The organism is Pseudolabrys taiwanensis (assembly GCF_003367395.1).
In the GTDB taxonomy this organism is placed as follows: Bacteria; Pseudomonadota; Alphaproteobacteria; order Rhizobiales; family Xanthobacteraceae; genus Pseudolabrys; species Pseudolabrys taiwanensis.
This window is the reverse complement of sequence record NZ_CP031417.1, coordinates 4,467,544-4,488,980: the sequence shown is the minus strand read 5'-3', so window position 1 is coordinate 4,488,980 and position 21,437 is coordinate 4,467,544. Positions and strand designations below refer to the sequence as shown.

Sequence of the window (21,437 nt, the reverse complement as noted above, 5' to 3'; positions counted from 1 at the left end):
GCCGGGCTTGCCCCGGCCATCTCGCTTAGGCGAGCACTGTGCCGCCCCGAGCGGAATGCGCAGGTCAAGCCCTCGCATAACAACTGAGAGGCTCTCATGCGTATCGTCGACATCCGCGAAACCGCGGTCCCGCTGAAATCCAAGCTCGCCAATTCGAGCTTCGACTTCAGCGAGATGACGACCTCGGTCGTCGCCGTCATCACCGACGTGATCCGCAACGGCAAGCCCGTCTGCGGCTTCGCCTTCAATTCCACCGGCCGCTATGCCTGTGGCGCGCAGATGCGTGCGCGCTTCATTCCGCGCATCCTTGCCGCGCCGCCCGACACGTTGCTCGACGACAGCGGCGCCAATTTAGACCCGGCCAAGATCCTCGCGGTGATGATGAAGCGCGAGAAGTCCGGCGCGCATTCGGAACGCTCGATCGCCATCGGCACGATCGAAGTGGCTATCTGGGACGCCGTCGCCAAGATCGCGGACAAGCCGCTCTACGCAGTGCTGGCCGAGAAGTTCAGCGGTGGCCGCGTGCCGACCGAGGTGTTTTGTTACGTCGGCGGCGGCTGGTACTGGCCGGGCCAAACCATCAAGGACCTGCAAGACGAGATGCGCCGTCATCTCGATGGGGGCTACACGATGGTGAAGATGAAAGTCGGCGGCCTGCCGCTCGATGAGGATTTGCGCCGGCTCGAAGCGGTGCTCGAGGTCGTCGGCGCCGGGGAGCACCTGGCCGTCGATGCCAACGCCAAGTTCACGCGCGACGAGGCGCTGCGCTATGCGCACGCCCTTGCGCCTTTCAAGCTGCGCTGGTTCGAAGAGCCGTGCGATCCGCTCGATTACGCGCTGTTCTCCGAGCTTGCCAGCGTCTATGCGCCGCCGCTCGCGACCGGCGAGAACCTCTACTCGACGCAGGACGTCCAGAACCTCGTCCGTTTCGGCGGCTGGCGCGCGCAACGCGACATCATTCAGGTCGATCCGCCGCAGGCCTATGGCATCACCGCTTACGCACGCATGCTCGACATGCTCGCGCACAATGGCTGGCAGCGTACCGCGCTGTTTCCGCACGGTGGCAATCAGATGTCGCTCGCCATCGCCGCGGGCTTCGGCCTCGGCGGTTCGGAATCGTATCCCGGCGTATTTGGCGACTTCGGGGGCTTTGCGGACGATGCACGCGTCGAGAACGGGGCTCTAAGTCTGTCCAGCCGTCCGGGCATCGGCTTTGAAGGCCAAGCGGCGCTGTACCGAATCATGCGAGACTTAGCTGGCCTTTGATCCGGGCGACGCCTGGCGAAGGCGCGAGATCGCCTCTCACGCGCTGAAATATCAATAAGCAGAGCACTACCACCGGGCTGTTATCGGCACGCCGGAACCTGTGCATTTTGTGCAGGCCGATGCGCGTATAGAAAGCTTGCCGCGGCCGGTAAGGGCCCCTAATCATGCCTTTTGCGGTCGCGTAAAGTATTTGCCCGCTGGACCATCCGCGCTCCGCGTGGGGTGCGATGCGCGCCCAATGTGATGTATCAGGCGCAGGCCGGCGGAACCAGCAACCGCCCGGATGAGCATGTGAGATGATGCGCGCTGCAACCAGGATGGATGACTAACATGGCCTTCGCTGCGGCGCGGACGACGGGCGGCAAAAAGACGGTCGTGAAGAAGGCCAAATCAAAGGGGCCCACACGCGCGGCGCGACCCTCGTCAGGCCCGCCCGAGGTTTCGCTCAAGGAGCAGGCCTACCAGCTCATCAAGCACCGCATCATTACCTGCGCGTTCCGGCCGGGCGAGAACCTGAACGAGGCCAGCGTCGCGGCCTTGCTGAAGTTCGGCCGCACGCCGATCAACCAGGCCTTCGATCGCCTGCGGATCGAAGGCCTCGTCGACGTCCTGCCGCGCAAGGGCATCGTGGTCCGGAGCATCGGACTGGAAGAGGTTATCCAGATCAGCGAGGCGCGTGTCCTGAACGAAGGTTATTGCGTGCGGCTCGCGGCGGAACGCGCGAGCGCGACCGAGATCGCCGAACTGGGAGAAGTGCTGGCCGAGCTGGTGAAGCCGGACAACGAACTCGAGCGTTTCATGATGCTCGACCGCGATTTCCATCTGCTCATTGCCAAGGCCGCCAAGAACGACGTTCTCGCCGATATCCTGCTCAACCTCAATGAGCGCTCGCTACGCATGTGGTCACTGACGCTCGCCGACAACCGCCATCAGGCGAGCGTAAACACCGATCACCGCGACATTTTCCGCGCCATCTGCCATCGCAACGCCGACGAGGCGGAGCAGATCATGCGCCGACACATCACCTCGTTCCGCCACACGATCCTGGAAAAGCTCGCCAGCCTGCAGACCGAGTGAAGACGCCTCAGCCTGCCGCCTAGACAACGGGCTCCGCGGCGGCGGCGAGGGTCAACAGCATGCGATCGGCGCCCGCGATACCGGCCAGCATAAGGCCGACCGGCGCTTCGCCGCCCGCATGGATCGGCAGCGAGATGGCGCAGCCGTCGATCATGTTGATCAAGGTGCAGTTGCGCAGCGCCAGCAGGTTGGCCCGGCCATAGGCCGCGTCGTCCGCCAGATCGGCGATGCGCGGCGGCGTCATGGCAACCGTTGGCATTACGACCGCGTCGAAAGCCGACAAACGCTGCGTCGCGCGCGCCACAAGAGAACGGCGTGCGGCCATGAGATCGATGAAATCCGCGGCGCTCTGTTCCGCGCCGCGCATAATACGGATCGAGACGCGCGGATCGTAAGCATCTTTCTTGGCTGCCAGGAGTAGGCGATGCCATGCATAGCTTTCGGCGGCGGTGAAGCCGCCCTTGGCGTTGATCGTCGCGACCTCGTCGAACTCGGGAACGGCCACGCGCACAATCCGCGCGCCTGCGCGCTCAAGTTGACGCACCGCCTTTTCAAAAGCGGTGGCGACAGCCGGCTCGATATTATCGAAGGCGACGCCTTCCGGCACAACCAGCCGGATGCCGGCAAGCTCGCGTGGCGGCAGCGGCGCGGGCGTCTCGCCCGCCAGCACGGCGTCAATGATGGCGCAGCAGCCGACCGATCGCGCGATCGGGCCGATGGAATCGAGATGGGCCGACAGCGGCAGAGCGCCATCGAGCGGCACGCGTCGCGCGGTCGGCTTGAAGCCGACCAGCCCGTTGAAAGCAGCGGGAATTCGGCATGAGCCGCCGGTGTCGGTGCCGAGCGCGGCATGCGCCATGCCGTCGGTAATGGAGATGGCAGCGCCCGACGAGGAGCCGCCGGGCACATGCCCGTCATTGCGGCGCCACGGGCTACGCGGCGTGCCGTAATGCGGATTGATGCCGAGGCCCGAATAGGCGAACTCGGTCATGTTGGTGCGGCCGATGACGACAAACCCGGCGCGCCGCAGACGCGCAACGGCGACTGCGTCGGTTGTCGCAGCCGTCGCATCATTGAGGACGACCGAGCCCGCCCGCGTCACCTGCCCGGCAATGTCGAACAGATCCTTGATCGAAACCGGGATGCCGGCATAGGGCGACAAAGACGCGCCCGCCGCGCGCATCTTGTCCATCGCGTCGGCGACATGCCGCGCACCATCGGCATCCACCGCGGTGAAAACGCGCGCACCTTCGCCATCCTTGTCTTGGATGCGCGCGAGGCATCCTTCGACGAGGTCGCGCGACGTCGTTCTTCCGGACGCGAGATCGCGCGCCAGCTCATCCAGTGTTGGGAAAACAGCCGTCACGACCGGACCGAACGGGCTTAGACCGGATCGTAGTAGTGGATTTCCAGAAGGACGCAGCCGCCTTCGGACTTGAACGGGCCGTGATACGCGCCCGGCGGACGGCAGGCATAGGTGTTCGGCGGGAAGGCCGTGCCGCCATTGCCCTTCTCGTCGTTGCCGACGGTCAGGTCGCCCGACACCAGGTAAACTTCTTCCCAGTAGTCGTGCACGAACGGCTTGGTGGTGAATTCACCGGCCGCGAAACGCAGAAGGCGCGTGCGCGTGCCGCGCTTGTTCACCTCATCGAGTCCGCCCGACAGAATTTTCTGTTGGATGCCAGCCGGATAGCCGGTCGGCACTTCCCAGCCCACCGCCATATCGAGGGTGTAGAACTCATCGTGACGCTTATTGACGGGCATGAGCAGGTTCCTTGCGGTCCGCGCCGGGATGACAGGGCCCGGCCAGGGCCGGATACTTGCTCTGATACATCAGAAAATCAAGCACATTAGCGAGGCATTATGCGCGCATTTATTGACCTTGACGGAACCGGCTCGCAATTGAAATATCAGTACCGTCCAGACACACGGCGCATAACAAGCCGCGGGGAGATACCATCATGTCACTGAAGAAACTCGGCCTTGCCGCTTTGGCGTTCGCCCTAGCCCTCTCGCCGGCCATGGCGGCAGATTATCCGGATAAACCCATCACCATCATCGTGCCGTTTCCAGCCGGCAGCAGCAGCGACATGATTCCGCGCCTGTTGGGCCCGACGGTGAGCAAGGCGCTCAATGGCGTCCCCGTCATCATCGAAAACAAGCCGGGCGCCAACGGCTCGCTCGGCGCCGTACGCACCGCGGGCGCCGCGCCCGATGGCTACACCATCCTGATGGCGACGACGGGCGTGCTGGCAATCAACCAGTGGATTTACGCCAAGCCGCTGTACTCGCCCGAAAAGGACTTTACCCCGATCGTCAACGCCGCGGCGACGCCGAACATGATCGTCGTCAATCCGAACGTGAAGGCATCGAACCTCAAGGAGCTCATCGCGCTGGCGAAGGCCGAGCCGGGCACCTTGTCCTTCGCTTCGGCCGGCAACGGCAGCACCAGTCACATCTGCGGCGAAGCACTGAAGGTTCTCGCCGGCGTGAATATCATGCACATCCCGTATCAGGGCCCGGCGCCGGCGCTTCAGGACGTGCTCGGCGGGCGCGTGTCGATGATCTGCGACAACTTCTCCAACGTCGTAGAGTATGTGCGCACCGGCAAGCTGAAGGCGATCGCCGTGACGGCGAAGACGCGCGCGCCGCAGCTGCCGGACGTGCCTTCAACGGCGGAGGCCGGCCTCCCCGATCTCGAAGCCGGCATCTGGTACGGCTTCGTCGCGCCCGCGGCGACACCGAAGGATATCGTCGCGAAACTGAACAAGGCCTTCGTCGATGCCTTGCACGATCCGGTCATCGCGTCGCGCCTGCAGGGCGTCGGACTGTCGGTCGTTGCCGACACGCCGGACGAGTTCAAGGCCTTCATCGCCAAGGAGTCGGCGCGGATGGAGAACATCGTGAAACGGTCGAACGCGCGCATCCAATAAGCGCCGTAGACACAACGCCATCGCGGCGGCTGCGCCCATGCACGTGGCGAAGCCGCCGCGAAATCTCGGCACCGCCCGATATCATAATCTGATACATCAGCAATCTTGCAGATATACTCCGTAATCATACGCATATACTCTGGCCTTGACGGATACTTCTCGCATCTGAAATATCAGCCTGGTCAATCACGCGATCGAGGGCAGGATTAGAGAATGGCGAGCGTAGAAGAACGTGTGCTGATTGCCGGTGCCGGTCCCGTCGGACTCACCGCGGCGGCATTCCTGGTCAAGCAGGGCATCCCCGTCACGGTCTTCGAAGCCGGACATGAACTGAGCCTCGAATCGCGCGCGTCGACTTTCCACCCGCCGACCCTCGACATGTTGTCGGAAGTTGGCGCCGCCGAGCCTTTGATCGCCGGCGGCCTGAAGGCGCCTTATGTCCAGTACCGGTCGAAGCGCGACGGCATTCTCGCGCAGTTCGACTTCGGCGAGATCGCCGACCTCACACAACATCCCTTCCGCCTGCAGGCGGAGCAATTCAAGCTGACGCGCATCCTGCTCGATCAGCTGAGCAAAGAGAGCAAATTCTCCATTGAGTTCGATTCCGCTGTCGAAGCTGTCGAACAGGACGACAACGCCGTCCGGGTCCAGCTTCGTCGCGGCGACAAATCGGAGAGCCGTAGCGGCCGCTGGCTGATCGGCGCCGACGGCGCGCGCAGCGCGGTGCGTAACGCGCTCGGCATCGAGTTCGAAGGCTTTACCTGGCCCGAACGGTTCCTGGTGCTGTCGACGCCCTTCGACTTCCAGTCGATCATGCCGGATCTGGTCTCGGTCAGCTATGTCGCCGATCCGGAATGCTGGCACTTCCTGCTGCGCGTGGGCCCGGTCTGGCGCGTGATGTTTCCGATTCCGACCGACGTCAGCGACGACGCGGCGACGACGCCGGAGTTCGGCCAATCGATGCTTCAGCGCATCGTGCCGGGCGCCAGTTACGAGGTGCGCCACAGGACGCTCTACCGCGTGCACCAGAGGGTGGCGAAACAGTTCGCCCTCGGCCGCACGTTTCTCGTCGGCGACGCCGCGCACATCAACAATCCGCTCGGCGGCATGGGCATGAACGGCGGCATCCACGACGCCGTCAATCTGACGAGGCGTCTCGGCGCGCACTGGAACAGCAACGGCCGCGAGGGCGATATCGAACGCTACGACCCGCAACGCCGGTTGGTGACGCTCGAATACGTGCAGAACCAGACGATCCAGAACAAGCGCGACCTCGAGGCGGCGGATGAAGAAGGCCAGAAAGCCTTCCGCGACCGCTTGCACAAAGCCATGAGCGATCGCGACCAGCGCCGCGCCTATCTCCAGCGCATCTCGATGATCGCCAGCCTGCGCCGCGCCGAAGAGCTCGGTTGATCCATCACGCTTCAAGTATCCGACACCACAGGACCGCAGGTAACACCATGACCAGCCGCAAGCTCTTGCTGACTTTCGTCACCCGCGCCGGAACCACGCAGGGCAACGTCGCCATCGACGAATGCGTGGTCGCCGGCTGGACCGGACGCGATCAGGTGGCGCTCGAGAAGCATATCCGCGAACTCGAAGAGCTGGGCGTGAAGCGTCCGGCTACGACGCCGATCTTCTATCGCGTTTCGGCCAGCCGCCTCACGACGGATCCGGCAATCGAAGCGGTCGGCGCCGCATCGAGCGGCGAAGTCGAATATGTGCTGCTGCAGCACGCAGGTCGGTTGTGGGTGGGCGTCGGCTCAGATCACACCGACCGCGAGGTCGAGACCTACGGCGTCACCGTCTCGAAGCAGATGTGCGACAAGCCGATCGCTACGACCTTCTGGCCGTTCGACGAAGTCGCCGGCCACTGGGACAGCCTCATGCTCCGCTCCCACATCGTCGAGAACGGCGCGCGCGTGCTGTATCAGGAGGGCGCGCTCGCCGGCATGCTGGCGCCCGCAGACCTCATCGCCCGCTACACGAATGGCGGCCAGTTGCGCGAAGGCACGTTGATGTTCTGCGGCACCTTCGCCGCCAAGGGCGGCATCCGGCCGGCGCCGCATTTCGACTACGAGATCGTCGATCAGACGCTCGGTCGCGAGATCCAAGCGGGCTATGACATCGTTACCTTGCCGATTCTGGGCTAAGCGGCGCAGGCCGGCGAGCGAGGAAACAGCGCTCCGCACAAGAGATTGCGCCGCGTAGTGCGGGCGTAGTCTTCGTGCGGGTCCGCGTATGCGCGGCAATGGAACGCGCCGGTGACCGATGACGGGCAAGTGTGCCGTCGCTCCACGGCCGCAGCCGTTCGGCCGAACGTCAGGGGCTGACCTGCAGCGGCAGGGCGATGCGGAATCTCGCGCCATCGCAGAACGACATGTCCGGCTCGATTGTGCCGCCGTGAGAAGTGACGATCGAGCGGCAGAGGGTGAGGCCGATGCCCATGCCGCCCCGCTTTGTCGTCTCGAAAGCCGTAAACAGCCGGCCGGCCTGCTCGGGCCGAATTCCCGGTCCGGTATCTTCGACCACGATTTCGATGTGGTCGCCTTGCCGTGCCGTCGAAACCGTGACGCAGCGACGCGAACACTGGCCCTCGGCAATGGCCTGCGCGCTGTTCCTGATCAGATTATGTATGACCTGCTGTAATTGCACTTCATCGCCGAACACAGGCGGCAGCCCGTCCTCGAGATTGAGGACCAACGCGACTTGCCGGGACTGCAGGTCGTGTTTGACGAACAGCGCCGTGTCGGCAATCGCGGCGTTGACGTCGACGCTGGTGCACTGAGCCGCTTCGTTGATCGCCATTCTGTGGATGCGCTGGATGATGGCGCTCGCCCTCTCCGTTGCCTTCAAGATGCCTTCCAGACCTTTGACGGCCCGGTCGACAGCCGGTGGCTCCGTCGCAAGCCAGCGCATCGTCGCATCGCCATGCGTCGTGATCGCCGCCAGAGGCTGCCTGAGTTCGTGGGCAATGGACGCCGTCAGTTCGCTGAGCATCGAGATACGGGCCGCGTGCGCGAACTCGTCCTGCAACTCGCGAAGTTGCGCCTCCGCCTGCCGCCGGTCCGTAATATCGATCATGCCGACCAGACAATCGCCGTCGATGTCATCCGGCGGCGGGAATGCCATCGACATCACGACATCGACAACTCGCCCGTCGATACCGCAGACCTGAGTCTCCTCGGTATACTGCGGCAGACCGCGATATCGGGCGCCGATAACCCGGCGCAGGGTATCGGGCCGCGCCGTCCAGTAGCTGCGGATGGGGCGAATGAAATCGACGCCTGATCTTCCGCCGAACAGCTGCACCGTCAGGTCGTTGACCTCGGCAATGGTTATGGAATCCATCGCCAGATCGAGAAGTTCCGGATGACGATTGAAATGGGCGACCAGGTCGGTCACGCCGGCATCCCTCGCATCGCCGAGAAGCGGCTTTACGCCGCGCGGATCGACGCGCCAAAGCGCAATCGGCATCCGTTGGAAAAGCCGGCGGTAGCGCTCCTCATTCTTGATCAGCTCGTCGAGCGCGGCGTCCGGCAGAGAACTCTCGCTGCCCACCAGAACGAGGCGGTCGTCCCCTTCGCCCGTTCGGGCGGCCAGAAGGCGAATTCCGACTGGCGCGCCCTCGGTCGTCAGCAGGCATACGTGCGTCACTTCGACCGAGCCGACGCGGGCCTTTTCTAGAAGCTCCGCCATGGCAGGACGCGATGTCATGGCCACGAAGCGAGCGAGGCTGGCGCCGGCCAGTTCATCGGCCGATGACGCCTGTAGCAATCGCCTGGCCTCGCCATTCAAATCGATCAGACTTGTGCCGACCAGAAGCTCCTCGACTTGGAGGATTTCGGTTTTCGACGACCGCGGAAGTTCGACATACCAGCGACCGACCAGCCGATCGGCCAGTTCGGCTTCCGGCCCATCCGGGCTCGCGTCGAATGCCCTCTCCTGCTCGATGAATTGAATGCCACTACGCGTCTGTGCGACCGCGTCCATCATGGTCCAGCTCGCCCTGTGCTGACACTCGAATGCTGCTATCGATAGAAACCGGGGCATCGCCCCTGCCTGACGCACCGTCAGGATTCATTTGAACGCTAATGAACCGTATTAAATAATCCGGTCGAGGGCCGGTCTTTCAAAAAAACGAGCACGACTTTCACATTCCGGCAGCATGATCATGGACCGCGATTTCCTGCCTAGATTTGCTTACGTTTATCGTGCTGATTCAGAAGAAAAATCCGGCAACCATTGTATCAATGGAAGCACCGCGATAGAGTTTTCAAGTTTTGGTGAAGATAAGCCGTAGCAATGTCCGTCGAGATTTTATCCGGAGACTGCAATGGGCAAGGCCTCACCCGACCGGAAACCGATCGGCGACGACTTTGCGGCCGTGTACCGTATGTCGAGTTCGCGATGGCACCGCGAGCGCACTATGGGCAGAGGCTCACTGGCGGTCACCGAACTGAAGTTCGATAAGCCGGCCCCCGACCTCAGCGAACCGCTTCCGTACGACGATGCGTTTCTTGTGTCTGTCCTGCTTCTTCCTGTGGCCGATCATGAACTCTGGAAGAATGGCAGGCCGGTGTCAGTCAATGAAGTAAGAGAGGCCGGCCACACGCACTTCTTTGATCTGCGGCAGAGGCCGCAAGGCTTGTTCCGGCGGCCCTCCCACGTGCTGCATTTCTATATGCCGCTGGCCACGCTGAACATGTTCGCCGAGCAGGAGAATGTTCAGCCGATATCGGATTTCGATTACAAGCAGAGCGTCGGGAAAGATGATCCTGTGATGCGCCACTTAGCGGCGGCGACGCTTGCGGCTTTCGACGACCGCCACGCGGGCAGCGACCTCTTGCTGGATTCGATCCTGACGGCAGCCGGCGTTCACGTGCTCGTCAAATACGGGGCCTCCTCCCGGAACGCCCGCGAGCAACGCGCCTACGGTCTCGCGCCCTGGCAGGAGCGCCACGCCAAAGATCTTATGGAGGCAAGCCTCGACATCAGCCTGACGGACCTGGCCAGGGAGTGCGGACTATCCGTCTCGCAATTCAGGCGCGCCTTCCGCAGGACGACCGGCCTCGCCCCCCACCAGTGGCTGCTGGCCCGGCGCGTCGATCGAGCCAAGACGCTGTTGTCACGGTCGGAATTTTCATTGGCTGAGATTGCACTCGCCTGCGGATTTGCCAGCCAAAGCCATTTCAACACCACGCTGAAACGACTGACCGGGGCCAGCCCCGGCCGCTGGCGCCGTCTTTTGAGTTCGCCGCCCATCATTGCCAAGCGATGAAGCCGTTGCCGAGACCGCGCTCACTCCCAGTCAAAGCCATTTCAACCGCGCAATGAAGCGCATGACCTGCATCGGCTCAGGCTGTGCAGGCGAATCCGGGAGACCTCGGCGGGATTACGCGAGACATCGTGGCCGATGACGGCCCGCTGATCCTGGATCAAGGCATCGATCTCTCGCTCGTGTCCGACGGCGACGAGTCGATCATCATCGTGGGCTCGCCGGATGTTATCCACCCGGGGAACGCTCAGACCTACAGTGTGAAAGAGGCCGGCTCCGACTATCTCGGGACCTCGGTCGAGGTCTGATCCGTTAAGCCGAATAATGGCGCGCCCGAAAGGATTCGAACCTCTGACCCCCAGATTCGTAGTCTGGTGCTCTATCCAGCTGAGCTACGGGCGCTGATGTCGCCGTCGACGAAGCCGAGCGGGACGGGCCACTAGCTATCGTCTTGGCTACCCCTTGGCAAGTGTTGCTGACACATTTGCCCCCGGCAATGGCCGCTGGCCTACCGCCCACGCAAGGACCTGATTTTCCAAGCGAATGCGCCAGGCCAGCATGACGGCATTGGCCAAGGTGAAGGCCAGGGCCACCCAGGGCAGACCCAGCGCCAGGGGGACCACGGCGATTTCGAGCGCCACGACGAGGTAATTCGGGTGCCGCAGCCACCGGTATGGCCCCCGCGACACCGGCGGCGCCCCCGGCAAAACCAGGATCCGCGTGGTCCATCGCCGGCCGAGACTGGCAATCACCCAGACCCGGGCGGCCTGCAGCATCAGGAACGCGCCCAGCCAGCAAACGTCGACCGGACGGTCGTAGCCCGCCCAGGCCAAGGTCACGAGCCACGTAGCATGCAGCGCCACCATGACGGGATAGTGGCCCGCGCCGAACTCCACCGCGCCGCGGCCCCTGAGCCGTGCCGTATTCCGCGCGGCGATTGCCAGTTCGAGCCCCCGTTGCACGACCAGGAAGCCGACCAGCCAGGCGCCCTCACCCATGACCGACCTCGAGCGCGGCGAAGCAGACGGTGAAGCCCGGCCCCATAGCCGAGAGCAATGCCGGTCCGCGCATCCCCCGTTGCAGCGCGCGTTCGAGCACAAAGAGAACCGTCGGTGACGACATGTTGCCGTGCGTGCGCAACACCTCTCGCTCGTGGCGCAATGTGCCCGACTGTAGCTCCAGCGCGCGCTCGACGGCCTCGAGCACCTTGGCCCCGCCAGGGTGGAAAACAAGCTGAGGCGCCGTCAGCGCCGCGCGCCTCACGAAGCGGCGCGCCGGCGCGGCCAGACGCTGCTCGATGAAACGCGGCAGCGAGCGCGACAACACCACACCGAACCCTGCCGGATCCATCGTCCAGCCCATGATGTCGAGCGTGGAGGGCCAAGTGTGCTCGGCCGTGGCGCCGATCGCGATGCTGCCCTCGTCATCGCCGACGCGCAGCACCAGCGCGGCGGCACCATCGCCGAACAGGGCCGAGGAGATCACATCGGCTTTGGTCGAACGGTCGGCGCGAAACGCCAGCGTGCACAATTCGACCACGACGACGAGAACGACTTCGCCGGGCGCCGCCTGCGCCAGACGCGCGCCGAGCGACAGACCCACAACGCCGCCGGCGCAGCCGCGCCCGAACACGGGCACACGCAATGCGTCGGGACGAAAGCCCATCTCGACAGCAACCAAGGCTTCGAGGCTCGGCGTGGCAATCCCGGTCGACGATATGGTCACGACAACATCAACATCACGTGCGTCGAGCCGCGCCCGCGCGAGCGCGCGTCGTGCCGCTTCGATGAACAAGGCGCTCGCGCCTTCGATGTAAGCCTGCGTACGCTCCGGCCAATCGTGGGGCGCCTCGAACCAATCGAGCGGCTGCGCCGAGAAGCGCTGCTCTATGCCGGTGTTGGCATAGACATCGACAAGCTTGGGATAGCGCGCAAAGCTGTCGGCATAGACCCGACGCGCAAGCGCGGCGACCGCGGATTGTTCGAGACGATAGGGCGGAACGGCCGTCGCCATCGCCAGCAAGGCCGCCTGGTGAGTACGCATGTCAAACCTTCAAGACGTAAGTTGCGACGCCCGCTGTGGTAGAACACCGCGCGCGCGCAAATCGTCATTCGCAACTGCGTGAAGGTTTTGTGAGAGCCGAATGCTCCGGATCAGGCGCTGGCGCGTTCGCCGCGGCGTGCGGTGAGATCAACCGCACGGTCGGGAATCGTGATGCGGAAGGTCGCGCCGATCGTGCCTGGCACCAGATGGATCTCGCCGCCATGCGCACGCACAAGCTCGGCGGCAATGGCGAGGCCGAGCCCAGAACCGCCAGGCCGTGTCGAGCCCTGGAACGCTTGGAAAAGATGAGCGCGCGCCTTCTCCGGCACGCCCGGACCGGTATCGGACACTTCGATCACCGCCACGCTGCCTTCGCGCCGGCCGGTGATGCGGATTTGATCGCGGGCGGGATCGCGCGTGCCGCGGGCATCCAGCGCCTGCATGGCATTGCGCGTGATATTCACCAGCACGCGGAACAACTGGTCGTGATCGGCATCGACCGTGAGGCCGCGTTCGACCGCGACGATCCAACGGATCGGCACGTCGAGACCCAAGCCCAGCGCCTCGTGCACTTCGTCGATCAACTGCTCGAGCTGAATGGTCTTGCGCTCCGGCGGCGGTTCGTGCGCGCCGCCATAGGAGAGTGTCGACTGGCAGAATGCGATCGCGCGCTCGATCGCGCGCATCAGCTTGGGCGCGAAGCGCTGCACCTTCGGATCGGGCAAAGTCGAAAGCTGATCCGAGAAGAGCTGTGCCGAAGCCAACAGGTTACGTAGATCGTGATTGATCTTCGACACCGCGAGGCCGAGCGCCGCGAGCCGGCTTTGTTGATGCAGCATGGTGGCGAGCTCGCGCTGCATGGCAGCGAGCTCCTCTTCGGCCGTACCGATCTCGTCATTCCGACCGGAGCTGTCGATGATGCGCGCTGGGTTCTCCGGATCGGCGCGGAACGCCACCATGTTGGAAGTGAGGCGTTCCATCGGCCGCACCAGCAAATAATGCAGGGCGAAGAACACCAGCATCGCCGAGATGCCGGAGATCGCCAACGACAGCAGCAGAATGTTGATGGAGAACGTCACCATCGCCCGGCGCAGCGGACCCTCGTCAAGCACGATCTCCAGGAAGTCGCCGCGCATCGGCGCCGGACCGACGACTCGCATCAGATCGTCAGGCTCGTCGATGAACAGCGTCTTGAAGGCGTGCGCGATCGCGCGCCACCAGCGGATGTCGCGCATGTCGATGTCGGTCTTGATCTGCGAGGGCAGATCGGACGCAGCGAGCAGCCTTCGCTGGCTGCCCATTTTGATGGCCACGGCGCGTGCACCGATACTGTCGAGTATCTGCTTGGCGAGGCTTTCGGGCACCATGCCACTCGGCGCGGCATCGAGAACAAGCGCAGCCGTATGCGCGGCGGCAAGCCGGTCGTTCAGCCAGTTCAGCCGAAAGTTCGCGATGGACGGCACGTAGATCAGGATTTCCGCCAGCATTACGAACAGCACTGTCAGAAACAGCAGCTTACCCGACAAGCCAAGGCGAGCCGGCCGCCCACGACGCGGCGCGCTCTGCACTGAAGCTTCGCCCGCTGGCTCGCTCATCTGATCAAGACGTCTCAACCGAGGATTCGTAACCACGTAATGATGCGCCGCACCCATGGGCGCGTCAAATTTGGCGCGAAGAAGTCGATCGCCACACGTTTGCCAATTTCCGCGAAGGTCGGAGATGGCAGCACGACATCCAGCATCGCGCGAATATTCATGCCTTGCGCGATGGCGAGACACCAAGCGGCGATCGTTTCACCCGCCTGAGCACCGACGATGGTAACGCCTAAAATCGTACCCTTCTTGTCGACTATTACCTTAATTTGACCATGCGTGCGGCCCTCGGCTTGGGCGCGATCGTTATCGTGGTAGGGCGAGCGCAGAATGCGGTATTTGAGTTTACGTTGACGGGCTTGCGTTTCGGTCAGCCCGGCGCGCGCCAATTCCGGTTCGGTGAAGACGACCGAAGGCACCGCCGAGTCGGCGACGCGCGGCGACAGCCGGAACAACGCATTCCGGACGGCAAGACCCGCATGATACGTCGCGGCGCTGGCACAGCGCGGTTGTCCCGCTGCGACATCGCCGATCGCGTAGACGCGTCCGTTCGATGTCCGCAGCTTCCCGTTCACCCTGATACCGGACACGTCGTGCTTGATGCGCGCGGCATCGAGGCCGAGGCCCTCCGTCGCCGGCTTGCGGTCGGCGGCGATCAGCAAATGGCTGCCTTCGACCATCTCCTGCCGCCCGTCGATCTCGATGGTGAGAGCAACCGAATGTGAGATGTGCGACACGTGGACGAGGGCAACGCCTGTCTTGACGACAATGCCCTCGCGCTCGAGCTGCGCCAACACGATAGATGCCGCTTCCGGATCGCTGTCGGCAAGCGCTTCGCCCGTCCCGAGCAAGGTCACGTCGCTGCCGAGGCGGCGGAAACCTTGCGCCAATTCCACGCCGGCCGGCCCGGCGCCGATAATAATGAGCCGCGCCGGCAGCTGCTCCAGCGCGAACACTGTATCGGTGGTGAGATAAGGACCCGTGTCGAGGCCGGGAATCGATGGCACCACGGGCCGCGATCCGGTCGCGAGGACGAAGCGGCGCGCGCGGATCTCGACGTCGTCCCCCACCGTGACCGTCCGGCGGTCTTTGAACATCGCCTCGCCCTTGATCACGCGGACGCCGAAGCCGGCAAGACGCTCCACGGACCCGTTGGGCGACAGGCGCGCGATCGCATCGTGAATGCGCCGATGGATAACGGCAAAGTCGACTTCGACACCGGATGCCTTCACGCCGAAGGCGTGCGAATCGCGCGCTGCGGCGGCGCGCTTTGCCGCGGCCAGCAGCGCCGTCGTGGGGACACAGCCGGTGTTGAGGTGCTGCCCACCCAGCACGTCGCGTTCGATCAGCACCGTCGGAACACCGAATGCTGCCGCAGCGGTGGCAGCCGACAGACCGCCGACGCCGCCACCGATCACGCATATGTCGGGGGTGAGTGTTTCCGCCATGCCCCAGCTCTTTCGATCGACGATAGCCCGAGAATCACGATGACCGTGCGCATGCACGAGGGCATGAGATACACCGGCAAGCGACGGGGAAACAGGCCATAACGGCTGCGCGGCGGCCACGAGATCGATCGATGCGGCGCGTTGCTTCGAGGCCGGTGCGTCATGACGGGCAGATCACGACGTGCAGCGTCGCGATCAGACGGCCCCTTCGGCCGCGCGCAACAGGCGATCCTTTATCTCGTCGGCCGAATAACCGTGTTCGAGCGCCCAGATCGCCGCCTGCGTGCGGTTCGTCACCTTGATCTTGCGCAGGATCGACTTCATGTGGACTTTCACCGTGGCTTCGGTGATGTCGCACGCGCGTGCGATGACTTTGTTGGTCTGACCGCGCACGAGTCCGTCCAGGATCTGCGTTTCACGGCCCGACAACCGCGGATGCAGGCGCGAAGACGCACAGCCGCCGCCGTTCTTGGCGGGCAGAACCTCGATCTCCCTGCTCTCGCGCATCGGCGGCTGAATCGAACACTGGCGCGAGCTGGCCAAGATCATCACGCGCCCATCACCGCTCATGACGACATCCAGCGCACGAATAAGCGTATCGGGTGACACGCTTGACGGAACGCAGCCGTCAATCTCCGAAAGCAGCAGCCTCTGAACGTCCTCCGGAGACGCGTGCGCGAACAACAGAACGATCTTGCTATCCGGCCATCGCCTGCGGATCTCTGCCGCTCCATCGATCGCCGCTGCGATGGATTGCTCGCCGAGGATCACGAGCCTCGGCCCGCCGCCGGCAATGGCAGCGGTGTTCGCGACCTCATCGACGGAACCGATGCCGCAAACGACGCGGTAGCAATACCCCTCGACCACGGAGACCAGCGTTTCGCGAACAAGCAAATGCGGCGCGATGATCGCCGTCGCTACGCCGCCCGTCATACCAAGCCCATTGCTGACACACCGTCGCTCGAGGTCGGCCACCCAAGCTTTGCGCTTCTCGGACCAGCGCCGCCTGGCATTGACGTTAGCGAAATATTTTTCTCCGGGGGCGGTAACGGAAGGGATGCCGACTCGGCACTTTGCCCTCGCAGCCGCACTTTTACGGGTGACGCACATTGCCGCGCCAGCGCCCAGCCCCTCGCCTCCGCTCACCCGCAACCGGCAGCCACAAAAGCCTCTCCCGCCAACACCTTGGCGGCGGCGCGTAACGACATTGACGGCACGCGGCCCCTCCCTTATAAGCCGCGCAAATTCGTGTGCCGGCCCGGACGGATGTTCGGGCTTTTGGCGGTTTGGGGCACCTTTTCGCACCCCGCCTGGCGCAATCAGCGGAGAATTCGACGTGAAGCGGACCTATCAACCGAGCAAGCTCGTGCGCAAGCGCCGTCACGGTTACCGCGCGCGTATGGCGACCAAAGGCGGCCAAAAGGTTGTGGCGGCCCGGCGCGCGCGTGGGCGTAAGCGTCTCTCCGCCTGACGGGCATTGCTTTTGAGCCCGCGCATTGCTCCCTATGGAACGATTGCGGCAACGGGCGGACTTTCTAGCCGCGGCAACCGGGACCAAGGTCCCGGCCGCGGCATTTGTGCTGCAAGCACGCAAACGCGCCGATGAAGGCCCGGTTCGGATCGGCTTTACCGTCTCGAAAAAGGTCGGCAATGCCGTGGAGCGGAACCGGGTGCGGCGACGCTTGCGGGAGATTGTGCGACTCGCCCCATCGGATGGGCTAAGAAGCGGACACGATTACGTGGTAATCGGCCGGCGGGCGGCGCTCACCGTGCCTTTTGAGCGAATCGCGCATGACTTCAGGGGGGCGTTGCGACGAGCCCATGCGGGGCGCAACGGCGATACAGGATCCCGATGACCGACAATAAGAATACCATTCTCGCGATCGTCCTGTCGGCTTTGGTGCTGATCGGCTGGCAGTATTTCGTGGGCATGCCCCAGGAAAAGGCACGGCAGGAGCAGCTCCAGCAGCAGGAACAGAAACAGGCCGCACAGCCGCAGCAGCCCGGCCAGCCGGTTCAAGCGCCGCCGCAGGGCGCGCCCAACGGGCAGACGCCGCAGGTGCCAGGCGGGCCGACCACAGCGCCTGCGACCAGCCTCAGCCGCGCCGCCGCGCTTGCCGCTTCCCCGCGCGTGGCGATCAAGACCGACAGCCTCGAGGGCTCCATCGCCCTCAAGGGCGGCCGCATCGACGACTTGGCTCTGATCAAGTTCCGCGAAACCGTCGATCCGAAGTCACCGCCGATCTTCCTGCTCTCGCCCTCCGGCACCGGCGATCCCTTCTACGCCGAATTCGGATGGACCACCGGCGGCGGCAGCAATGTGAAAGTGCCGACGGCCGATACCGTGTGGACGCAGTCGGGCTCCGGCGCTCTCGCCGTCGGCAAGCCCGTGACGCTCACCTGGGACAACGGCGAAGGCCTCGAGTTCCGCCGCACCATCGCCGTCGACGACAAGTATGTCTTCACGCTCAAGGACGAAGTGGTGAACAAGGGCGGCGCGCCCGTCACGCTCTATCCTTACGGCCTTATTTCGCGTCACGGCACGCCGCACACGGCCGGCTACTACATCCTGCATGAAGGCTTGATCGGCGTGCTCGGCGATCAAGGCCTGCAGGAATACACCTACAAGAACATCGACGACAAAAAGACCGTCAACTTCGACGTCACCAACGGCTGGCTCGGCATCACCGACAAATATTGGGCCGCGACGCTGCTGCCGGACACGAACGCGCGTCTGAAGGCCCGCTTCTCCACCGGCACCCTCGGCACGCTGAAGACCTACCAGACCGACTACCTGCTCGATGCCGTCACCGTTGCGCCCGGTGCGACCGGTGCGGCCGACGCGCGGCTCTTCGCCGGCGCCAAGGAAGTCGCGGTCGTCAACGACTACGAAAAGCAGCTCAAGCTCAATCGCTTCGACCTGCTGATCGATTGGGGCTGGTTCTACTTCATCACCAAGCCGCTGTTCATGGTGATCGACTATCTCTACCGGGTGGTCGGCAACTTCGGCGTCGCGATCCTGATCGTCACCTTGCTGATCAAGCTCATCTTCTTCCCGCTGGCGAGCAAGTCCTACGCCTCGATGGCGAAGATGAAGGCCGTGCAGCCGCAGATGATGGCCCTGCGCGAGCGCTACGGCGACGACAAGGTGAAGCAGCAGCAAGCGCTGATGGAGCTATACAAGAAGGAGAAGATCAATCCGCTGGCCGGCTGTCTGCCGATCGCGATCCAGATCCCGGTCTTCTTCTCGCTCTACAAAGTGCTGTTCGTGACGCTGGAAATGCGCCACGCGCCGTTCTTCGGCTGGATCCACGACCTGTCGTCGCCCGATCCGACCAACCTGTTCACGCTGTTCGGCCTGCTCCACTACGATCCGACGGTCGTTCCGGTGATCGGCCACTTCCTGCATCTCGGCCTGTGGCCGCTGATCATGGGCGTGACCATGTGGCTGCAGATGAAGCTCAACCCCGCGCCGCCGGATCCGACGCAGGCGATGATCTTCAACTGGATGCCGGTGATCTTCACCTTCATGCTGGCGAGCTTCCCGGCGGGTCTCGTGATCTACTGGGCCTGGAACAACTCGCTGTCGGTGACGCAGCAGGCCTTCATCATGAGCCGCCACGGCGCCAAGATCGAGCTATGGGACAACATCAAAGCGGTGTTCGTCAGGAAGAAGCCGCAGACATAGCGGCGGCGCGACAACCGATCGACACAATGGCCGGGCTCGTCCCGGCCATTTCGTTTATAGTGGCCGAGCGCCCTGCCCCATACGTCGCTCGTCCCCGCAAAAGCAGGGACCGGGGCCAAGCTGCTAACTGCCTCAAAGCCCGATATGCAGAACGACACACGATGACGGACACCGCCGACTTTACCCGCAACGAGATCGAGACTGGCCGCAAGCTGTTCAGCACCGACTGGCAGTTCTTCGCGGCCGCCGGTACGTCCGAGTCGCTGCCGCCGATGCGCGGCATCGAGATCGCCTTCGCCGGCCGCTCCAATGTCGGCAAATCGAGCCTGATCAACGCGCTCACCGGTCGCAAGGCCTTGGCCCGAACCTCGCGTACGCCGGGGCGCACGCAGGAGCTGATCTTCTTCTCCGGCGGCCAGGACCTGACCATCGTCGACATGCCGGGCTACGGCTATGCCGCCGCGGCCAAGGCGAAGATCGCGGCTTGGACCAAGATGATCCACAATTATCTCATCGGCCGCCGCAATCTCGCACGCGTCTATGTGCTCATCGATGCGCGGCACGGCCTGAAGGACACGGACGACCCGACGCTCGACGCGCTCGGCAGCGCCGCGGTCAGCCATCAGATCGTGCTCACCAAGTGCGACGCGGTGAAGAAGTCAGAGCTCGCCGGACGCATCGCCGAGGTGGAGGCCGCGCTCGCCAAACGCCCGGCGGCGTTTCCCGGCGTGCTCGTCACCTCGTCGGAAGACGGGAGCGGCATCCCCGAGCTGCGAGCGGCCATCGCACGGCTGCTGATGGAGCGGCGCTAACGCGGCTCGTCCCACGTCGCTCATGCCCCCGCCAGCGCGCTCCGGCGTTGCATTTGAAATAATTTATCCTTGGGCTTCTGGGTCCCCGCTTTCGCGGGGACGAGCGGACAGTAACCGCCCAAGGCGAGCGAGTGCCACTCACTGCACCTTGATGTCGGCAGCCTTGATGACGCCGCCCCAGCGCGCGACCTCTTCGCGCATATATTTCGCGGTCTCTTGCACCGACCCGCCGAAAACCTCCGCCGACAGCTTCCTGAGGTGATCCTTCATCTCGGGCTGAGCGAGAGCCTCGTTCACATCGGCATTGATCTTGTCGATGATCGGCTTCGGCGTGCCGGGCGGCGCGACAATGCCATACCACGCGACGGCTTCGAAGCCGGGCAGCGTCTCCGCTAGCGTCGGCACGTTCGGCAGCGCCGGCATACGCTTCGCCGAGGCGACGGCCAGCAGCTTGAGCTTTCCGGCCTGCACCAGCGGCAGCGAGACGCCGAGATTGTCGAACATCACGTCGACATTGCCGCCGAGAAGATCCTGCAAGGCCGGCGCCGAACCGCGGTACGGCACGTTGCTGAATTTCACCTTCGCCATCAGCGCGAACAACTCCGACGTCAGATGCGAGGTGGTACCGTTGCCTTGCGTCGCCGACGTGACCTTGCCCGGATTCTGTTTCACGTAGTCGATGAACTCGGCGACCGTGTTCGCCTTGATCTTGTCCGGATTGACGATGAGACCGTTCGGCACCTGCGCGATCACGATGATGGGGTCGAACTTGTTCGCGTCGTAGCCGAGCTTCGGATAGAGGCTCTGGTTGATCACGAGCGGCGGCGGCGGCGCCGACAATAGCGTGTAACCGTCGGGCTCCGCGCGAAACACCGTCTCCGCGCCGATATTACCGGCCGCTCCGGTGCGATTCTCGATCAGAACCGGCTGGCCCCATTTCTTCGACAGCCAATCCGCCACCAGGCGCGGCACGGCATCGGCCGTGCCGCCGGCCGGGAACGGCACGACGATCTTCACCGGGCGATCCGGATAAGCCTGCGCATGCGCGCCGCCGGCAAACGAAGCGATAGCCAAAGTCAGCGCAAGCGCGGCACAAACTGCTCGGTGCATCAAGTTCCTCCCAACGTCGTGACGGCCCGCGTTCTTCGTATGGGCGGGCTTCAAATCTCTCGCGCATATAACACGCGGCATTCGGTCCGTGTCGATAGCCCCTGTGCGCGGCGAGTTGGAAATTCGCCCACGGTGACGTAACCTCCGAGCAGGGAAACGCGCATGTCTCTCGGCAACGAGCAGACGCTTC

20 protein-coding genes and 1 tRNA gene are annotated in these 21,437 nt (G+C 63.9%); 11 read left to right on the top strand and 10 right to left on the bottom strand.

Annotation, left to right across the window (positions count from 1 at the left end; genetic code table 11):
- Positions 1-96 precede the first annotated feature (96 nt).
- Both DW352_RS21370 and DW352_RS21365 read left to right on the top strand, forming a co-directional pair.
- The gene (locus tag DW352_RS21370; protein WP_115693226.1) at positions 97-1,266 is read left to right on the top strand and encodes an enolase C-terminal domain-like protein; all 1,170 of its coding nucleotides are present in this window, start codon (positions 97-99) and stop codon (positions 1,264-1,266) included.
- Between the two features lie 330 nt (positions 1,267-1,596).
- Positions 1,597-2,343, top strand: coding sequence for a GntR family transcriptional regulator (locus DW352_RS21365; RefSeq protein ID WP_162827104.1), 747 nt, complete (start codon positions 1,597-1,599; stop codon positions 2,341-2,343).
- 19 nt (positions 2,344-2,362) lie between these two features.
- Here DW352_RS21365 and DW352_RS21360 read toward each other — a convergent pair whose 3' ends face one another.
- Together DW352_RS21360 and DW352_RS21355 are read right to left on the bottom strand one after the other, a co-directional pair.
- The gene (locus tag DW352_RS21360) at positions 2,363-3,709 is read right to left on the bottom strand and encodes an amidase (RefSeq protein ID WP_115693224.1); all 1,347 of its coding nucleotides are present in this window, start codon (positions 3,707-3,709) and stop codon (positions 2,363-2,365) included.
- A 17-nt stretch (positions 3,710-3,726) separates the two neighbouring features.
- A complete protein-coding gene (locus DW352_RS21355) occupies positions 3,727-4,107 on the bottom strand; it encodes a cupin domain-containing protein (protein WP_115693223.1) in 381 nt (126 codons plus the stop codon).
- A 197-nt stretch (positions 4,108-4,304) separates the two neighbouring features.
- Here DW352_RS21355 and DW352_RS21350 point away from each other — a divergent pair, with 197 nt between their 5' ends.
- The 3 genes from DW352_RS21350 (at position 4,305) to DW352_RS21340 (ending at position 7,429) form a co-directional block, all read left to right on the top strand.
- A complete protein-coding gene (locus DW352_RS21350; RefSeq protein ID WP_115693222.1) occupies positions 4,305-5,276 on the top strand; it encodes a Bug family tripartite tricarboxylate transporter substrate binding protein in 972 nt (323 codons plus the stop codon).
- Between the two features lie 213 nt (positions 5,277-5,489).
- Positions 5,490-6,689, top strand: a complete 1,200-nt coding sequence (locus tag DW352_RS21345; protein WP_115693221.1) for an FAD-dependent oxidoreductase — start codon at positions 5,490-5,492, stop codon at positions 6,687-6,689.
- Between the two features lie 47 nt (positions 6,690-6,736).
- Entirely contained in the window at positions 6,737-7,429 is a 693-nt protein-coding gene (locus tag DW352_RS21340) for a DUF2848 domain-containing protein (protein WP_115693220.1), read from the top strand.
- A 169-nt stretch (positions 7,430-7,598) separates the two neighbouring features.
- Here the strand turns inward: DW352_RS21340 and DW352_RS21335 are convergent, their stop codons facing one another.
- The gene (locus tag DW352_RS21335) at positions 7,599-9,272 is read right to left on the bottom strand and encodes a sensor histidine kinase (RefSeq protein WP_162827103.1); all 1,674 of its coding nucleotides are present in this window, start codon (positions 9,270-9,272) and stop codon (positions 7,599-7,601) included.
- A 340-nt stretch (positions 9,273-9,612) separates the two neighbouring features.
- Here DW352_RS21335 and DW352_RS21330 point away from each other — a divergent pair, with 340 nt between their 5' ends.
- Both DW352_RS21330 and DW352_RS26955 read left to right on the top strand, forming a co-directional pair.
- A complete protein-coding gene (locus tag DW352_RS21330; RefSeq protein WP_115693218.1) occupies positions 9,613-10,557 on the top strand; it encodes a helix-turn-helix transcriptional regulator in 945 nt (314 codons plus the stop codon).
- Positions 10,558-10,685: 128 nt separating this feature from the next.
- Positions 10,686-10,862 carry a hypothetical protein gene (locus tag DW352_RS26955; protein ID WP_162827102.1) on the top strand — a complete coding sequence of 59 codons (177 nt, stop codon included), beginning with the start codon at positions 10,686-10,688 and terminating at the stop codon, positions 10,860-10,862.
- Between the two features lie 17 nt (positions 10,863-10,879).
- Here the strand turns inward: DW352_RS26955 and DW352_RS21325 are convergent.
- The 6 genes from DW352_RS21325 to DW352_RS27185 form a co-directional block, all read right to left on the bottom strand.
- Positions 10,880-10,956 (bottom strand) — tRNA-Arg (locus DW352_RS21325).
- Positions 10,957-11,009: 53 nt separating this feature from the next.
- Positions 11,010-11,552, bottom strand: coding sequence for an isoprenylcysteine carboxyl methyltransferase family protein (locus DW352_RS21320; protein WP_115693217.1), 543 nt, complete (start codon positions 11,550-11,552; stop codon positions 11,010-11,012).
- Positions 11,545-12,597 carry a type III polyketide synthase gene (locus tag DW352_RS21315; protein WP_115693216.1) on the bottom strand — a complete coding sequence of 351 codons (1,053 nt, stop codon included), beginning with the start codon at positions 12,595-12,597 and terminating at the stop codon, positions 11,545-11,547. Before DW352_RS21315 ends, DW352_RS21320 begins: the two co-directional genes overlap by 8 nt.
- Positions 12,598-12,707: 110 nt before the next feature.
- Positions 12,708-14,192: a sensor histidine kinase gene (locus tag DW352_RS21310; protein WP_115693215.1), complete on the bottom strand. Its 1,485-nt coding sequence runs from the start codon at positions 14,190-14,192 to the stop codon at positions 12,708-12,710.
- Between the two features lie 14 nt (positions 14,193-14,206).
- A complete protein-coding gene (locus tag DW352_RS21305; RefSeq protein WP_115693214.1) occupies positions 14,207-15,637 on the bottom strand; it encodes a dihydrolipoyl dehydrogenase family protein in 1,431 nt (476 codons plus the stop codon).
- A 195-nt stretch (positions 15,638-15,832) separates the two neighbouring features.
- A complete protein-coding gene (locus DW352_RS27185; protein WP_210209872.1) occupies positions 15,833-16,612 on the bottom strand; it encodes a response regulator transcription factor in 780 nt (259 codons plus the stop codon).
- Positions 16,613-16,973: 361 nt separating this feature from the next.
- Between DW352_RS27185 and rpmH the strand changes: the two genes are divergently transcribed.
- The 4 genes from rpmH to yihA all read left to right on the top strand — a co-directional run bounded on the left by rpmH (position 16,974) and on the right by yihA (position 20,137).
- A complete protein-coding gene (gene rpmH / locus DW352_RS21295; RefSeq protein WP_115693213.1) occupies positions 16,974-17,108 on the top strand; it encodes a 50S ribosomal protein L34 in 135 nt (44 codons plus the stop codon).
- Between the two features lie 34 nt (positions 17,109-17,142).
- A complete protein-coding gene (gene rnpA, locus DW352_RS21290) occupies positions 17,143-17,493 on the top strand; it encodes a ribonuclease P protein component (protein ID WP_115693212.1) in 351 nt (116 codons plus the stop codon).
- Positions 17,490-19,325: a membrane protein insertase YidC gene (gene yidC / locus DW352_RS21285; protein WP_115693211.1), complete on the top strand. Its 1,836-nt coding sequence runs from the start codon at positions 17,490-17,492 to the stop codon at positions 19,323-19,325. Before rnpA ends, yidC begins: the two co-directional genes overlap by 4 nt.
- A gap of 161 nt (positions 19,326-19,486) precedes the next feature.
- The gene (gene yihA / locus DW352_RS21280; RefSeq protein WP_115693210.1) at positions 19,487-20,137 is read left to right on the top strand and encodes a ribosome biogenesis GTP-binding protein YihA/YsxC; all 651 of its coding nucleotides are present in this window, start codon (positions 19,487-19,489) and stop codon (positions 20,135-20,137) included.
- 138 nt (positions 20,138-20,275) lie between these two features.
- Here the strand turns inward: yihA and DW352_RS21275 are convergent, their stop codons facing one another.
- Complete coding sequence (locus tag DW352_RS21275) at positions 20,276-21,247, bottom strand: Bug family tripartite tricarboxylate transporter substrate binding protein (protein WP_115693209.1); 972 nt, start codon at positions 21,245-21,247, stop codon at positions 20,276-20,278.
- Between the last annotated feature and the right edge of the window lie 190 nt (positions 21,248-21,437).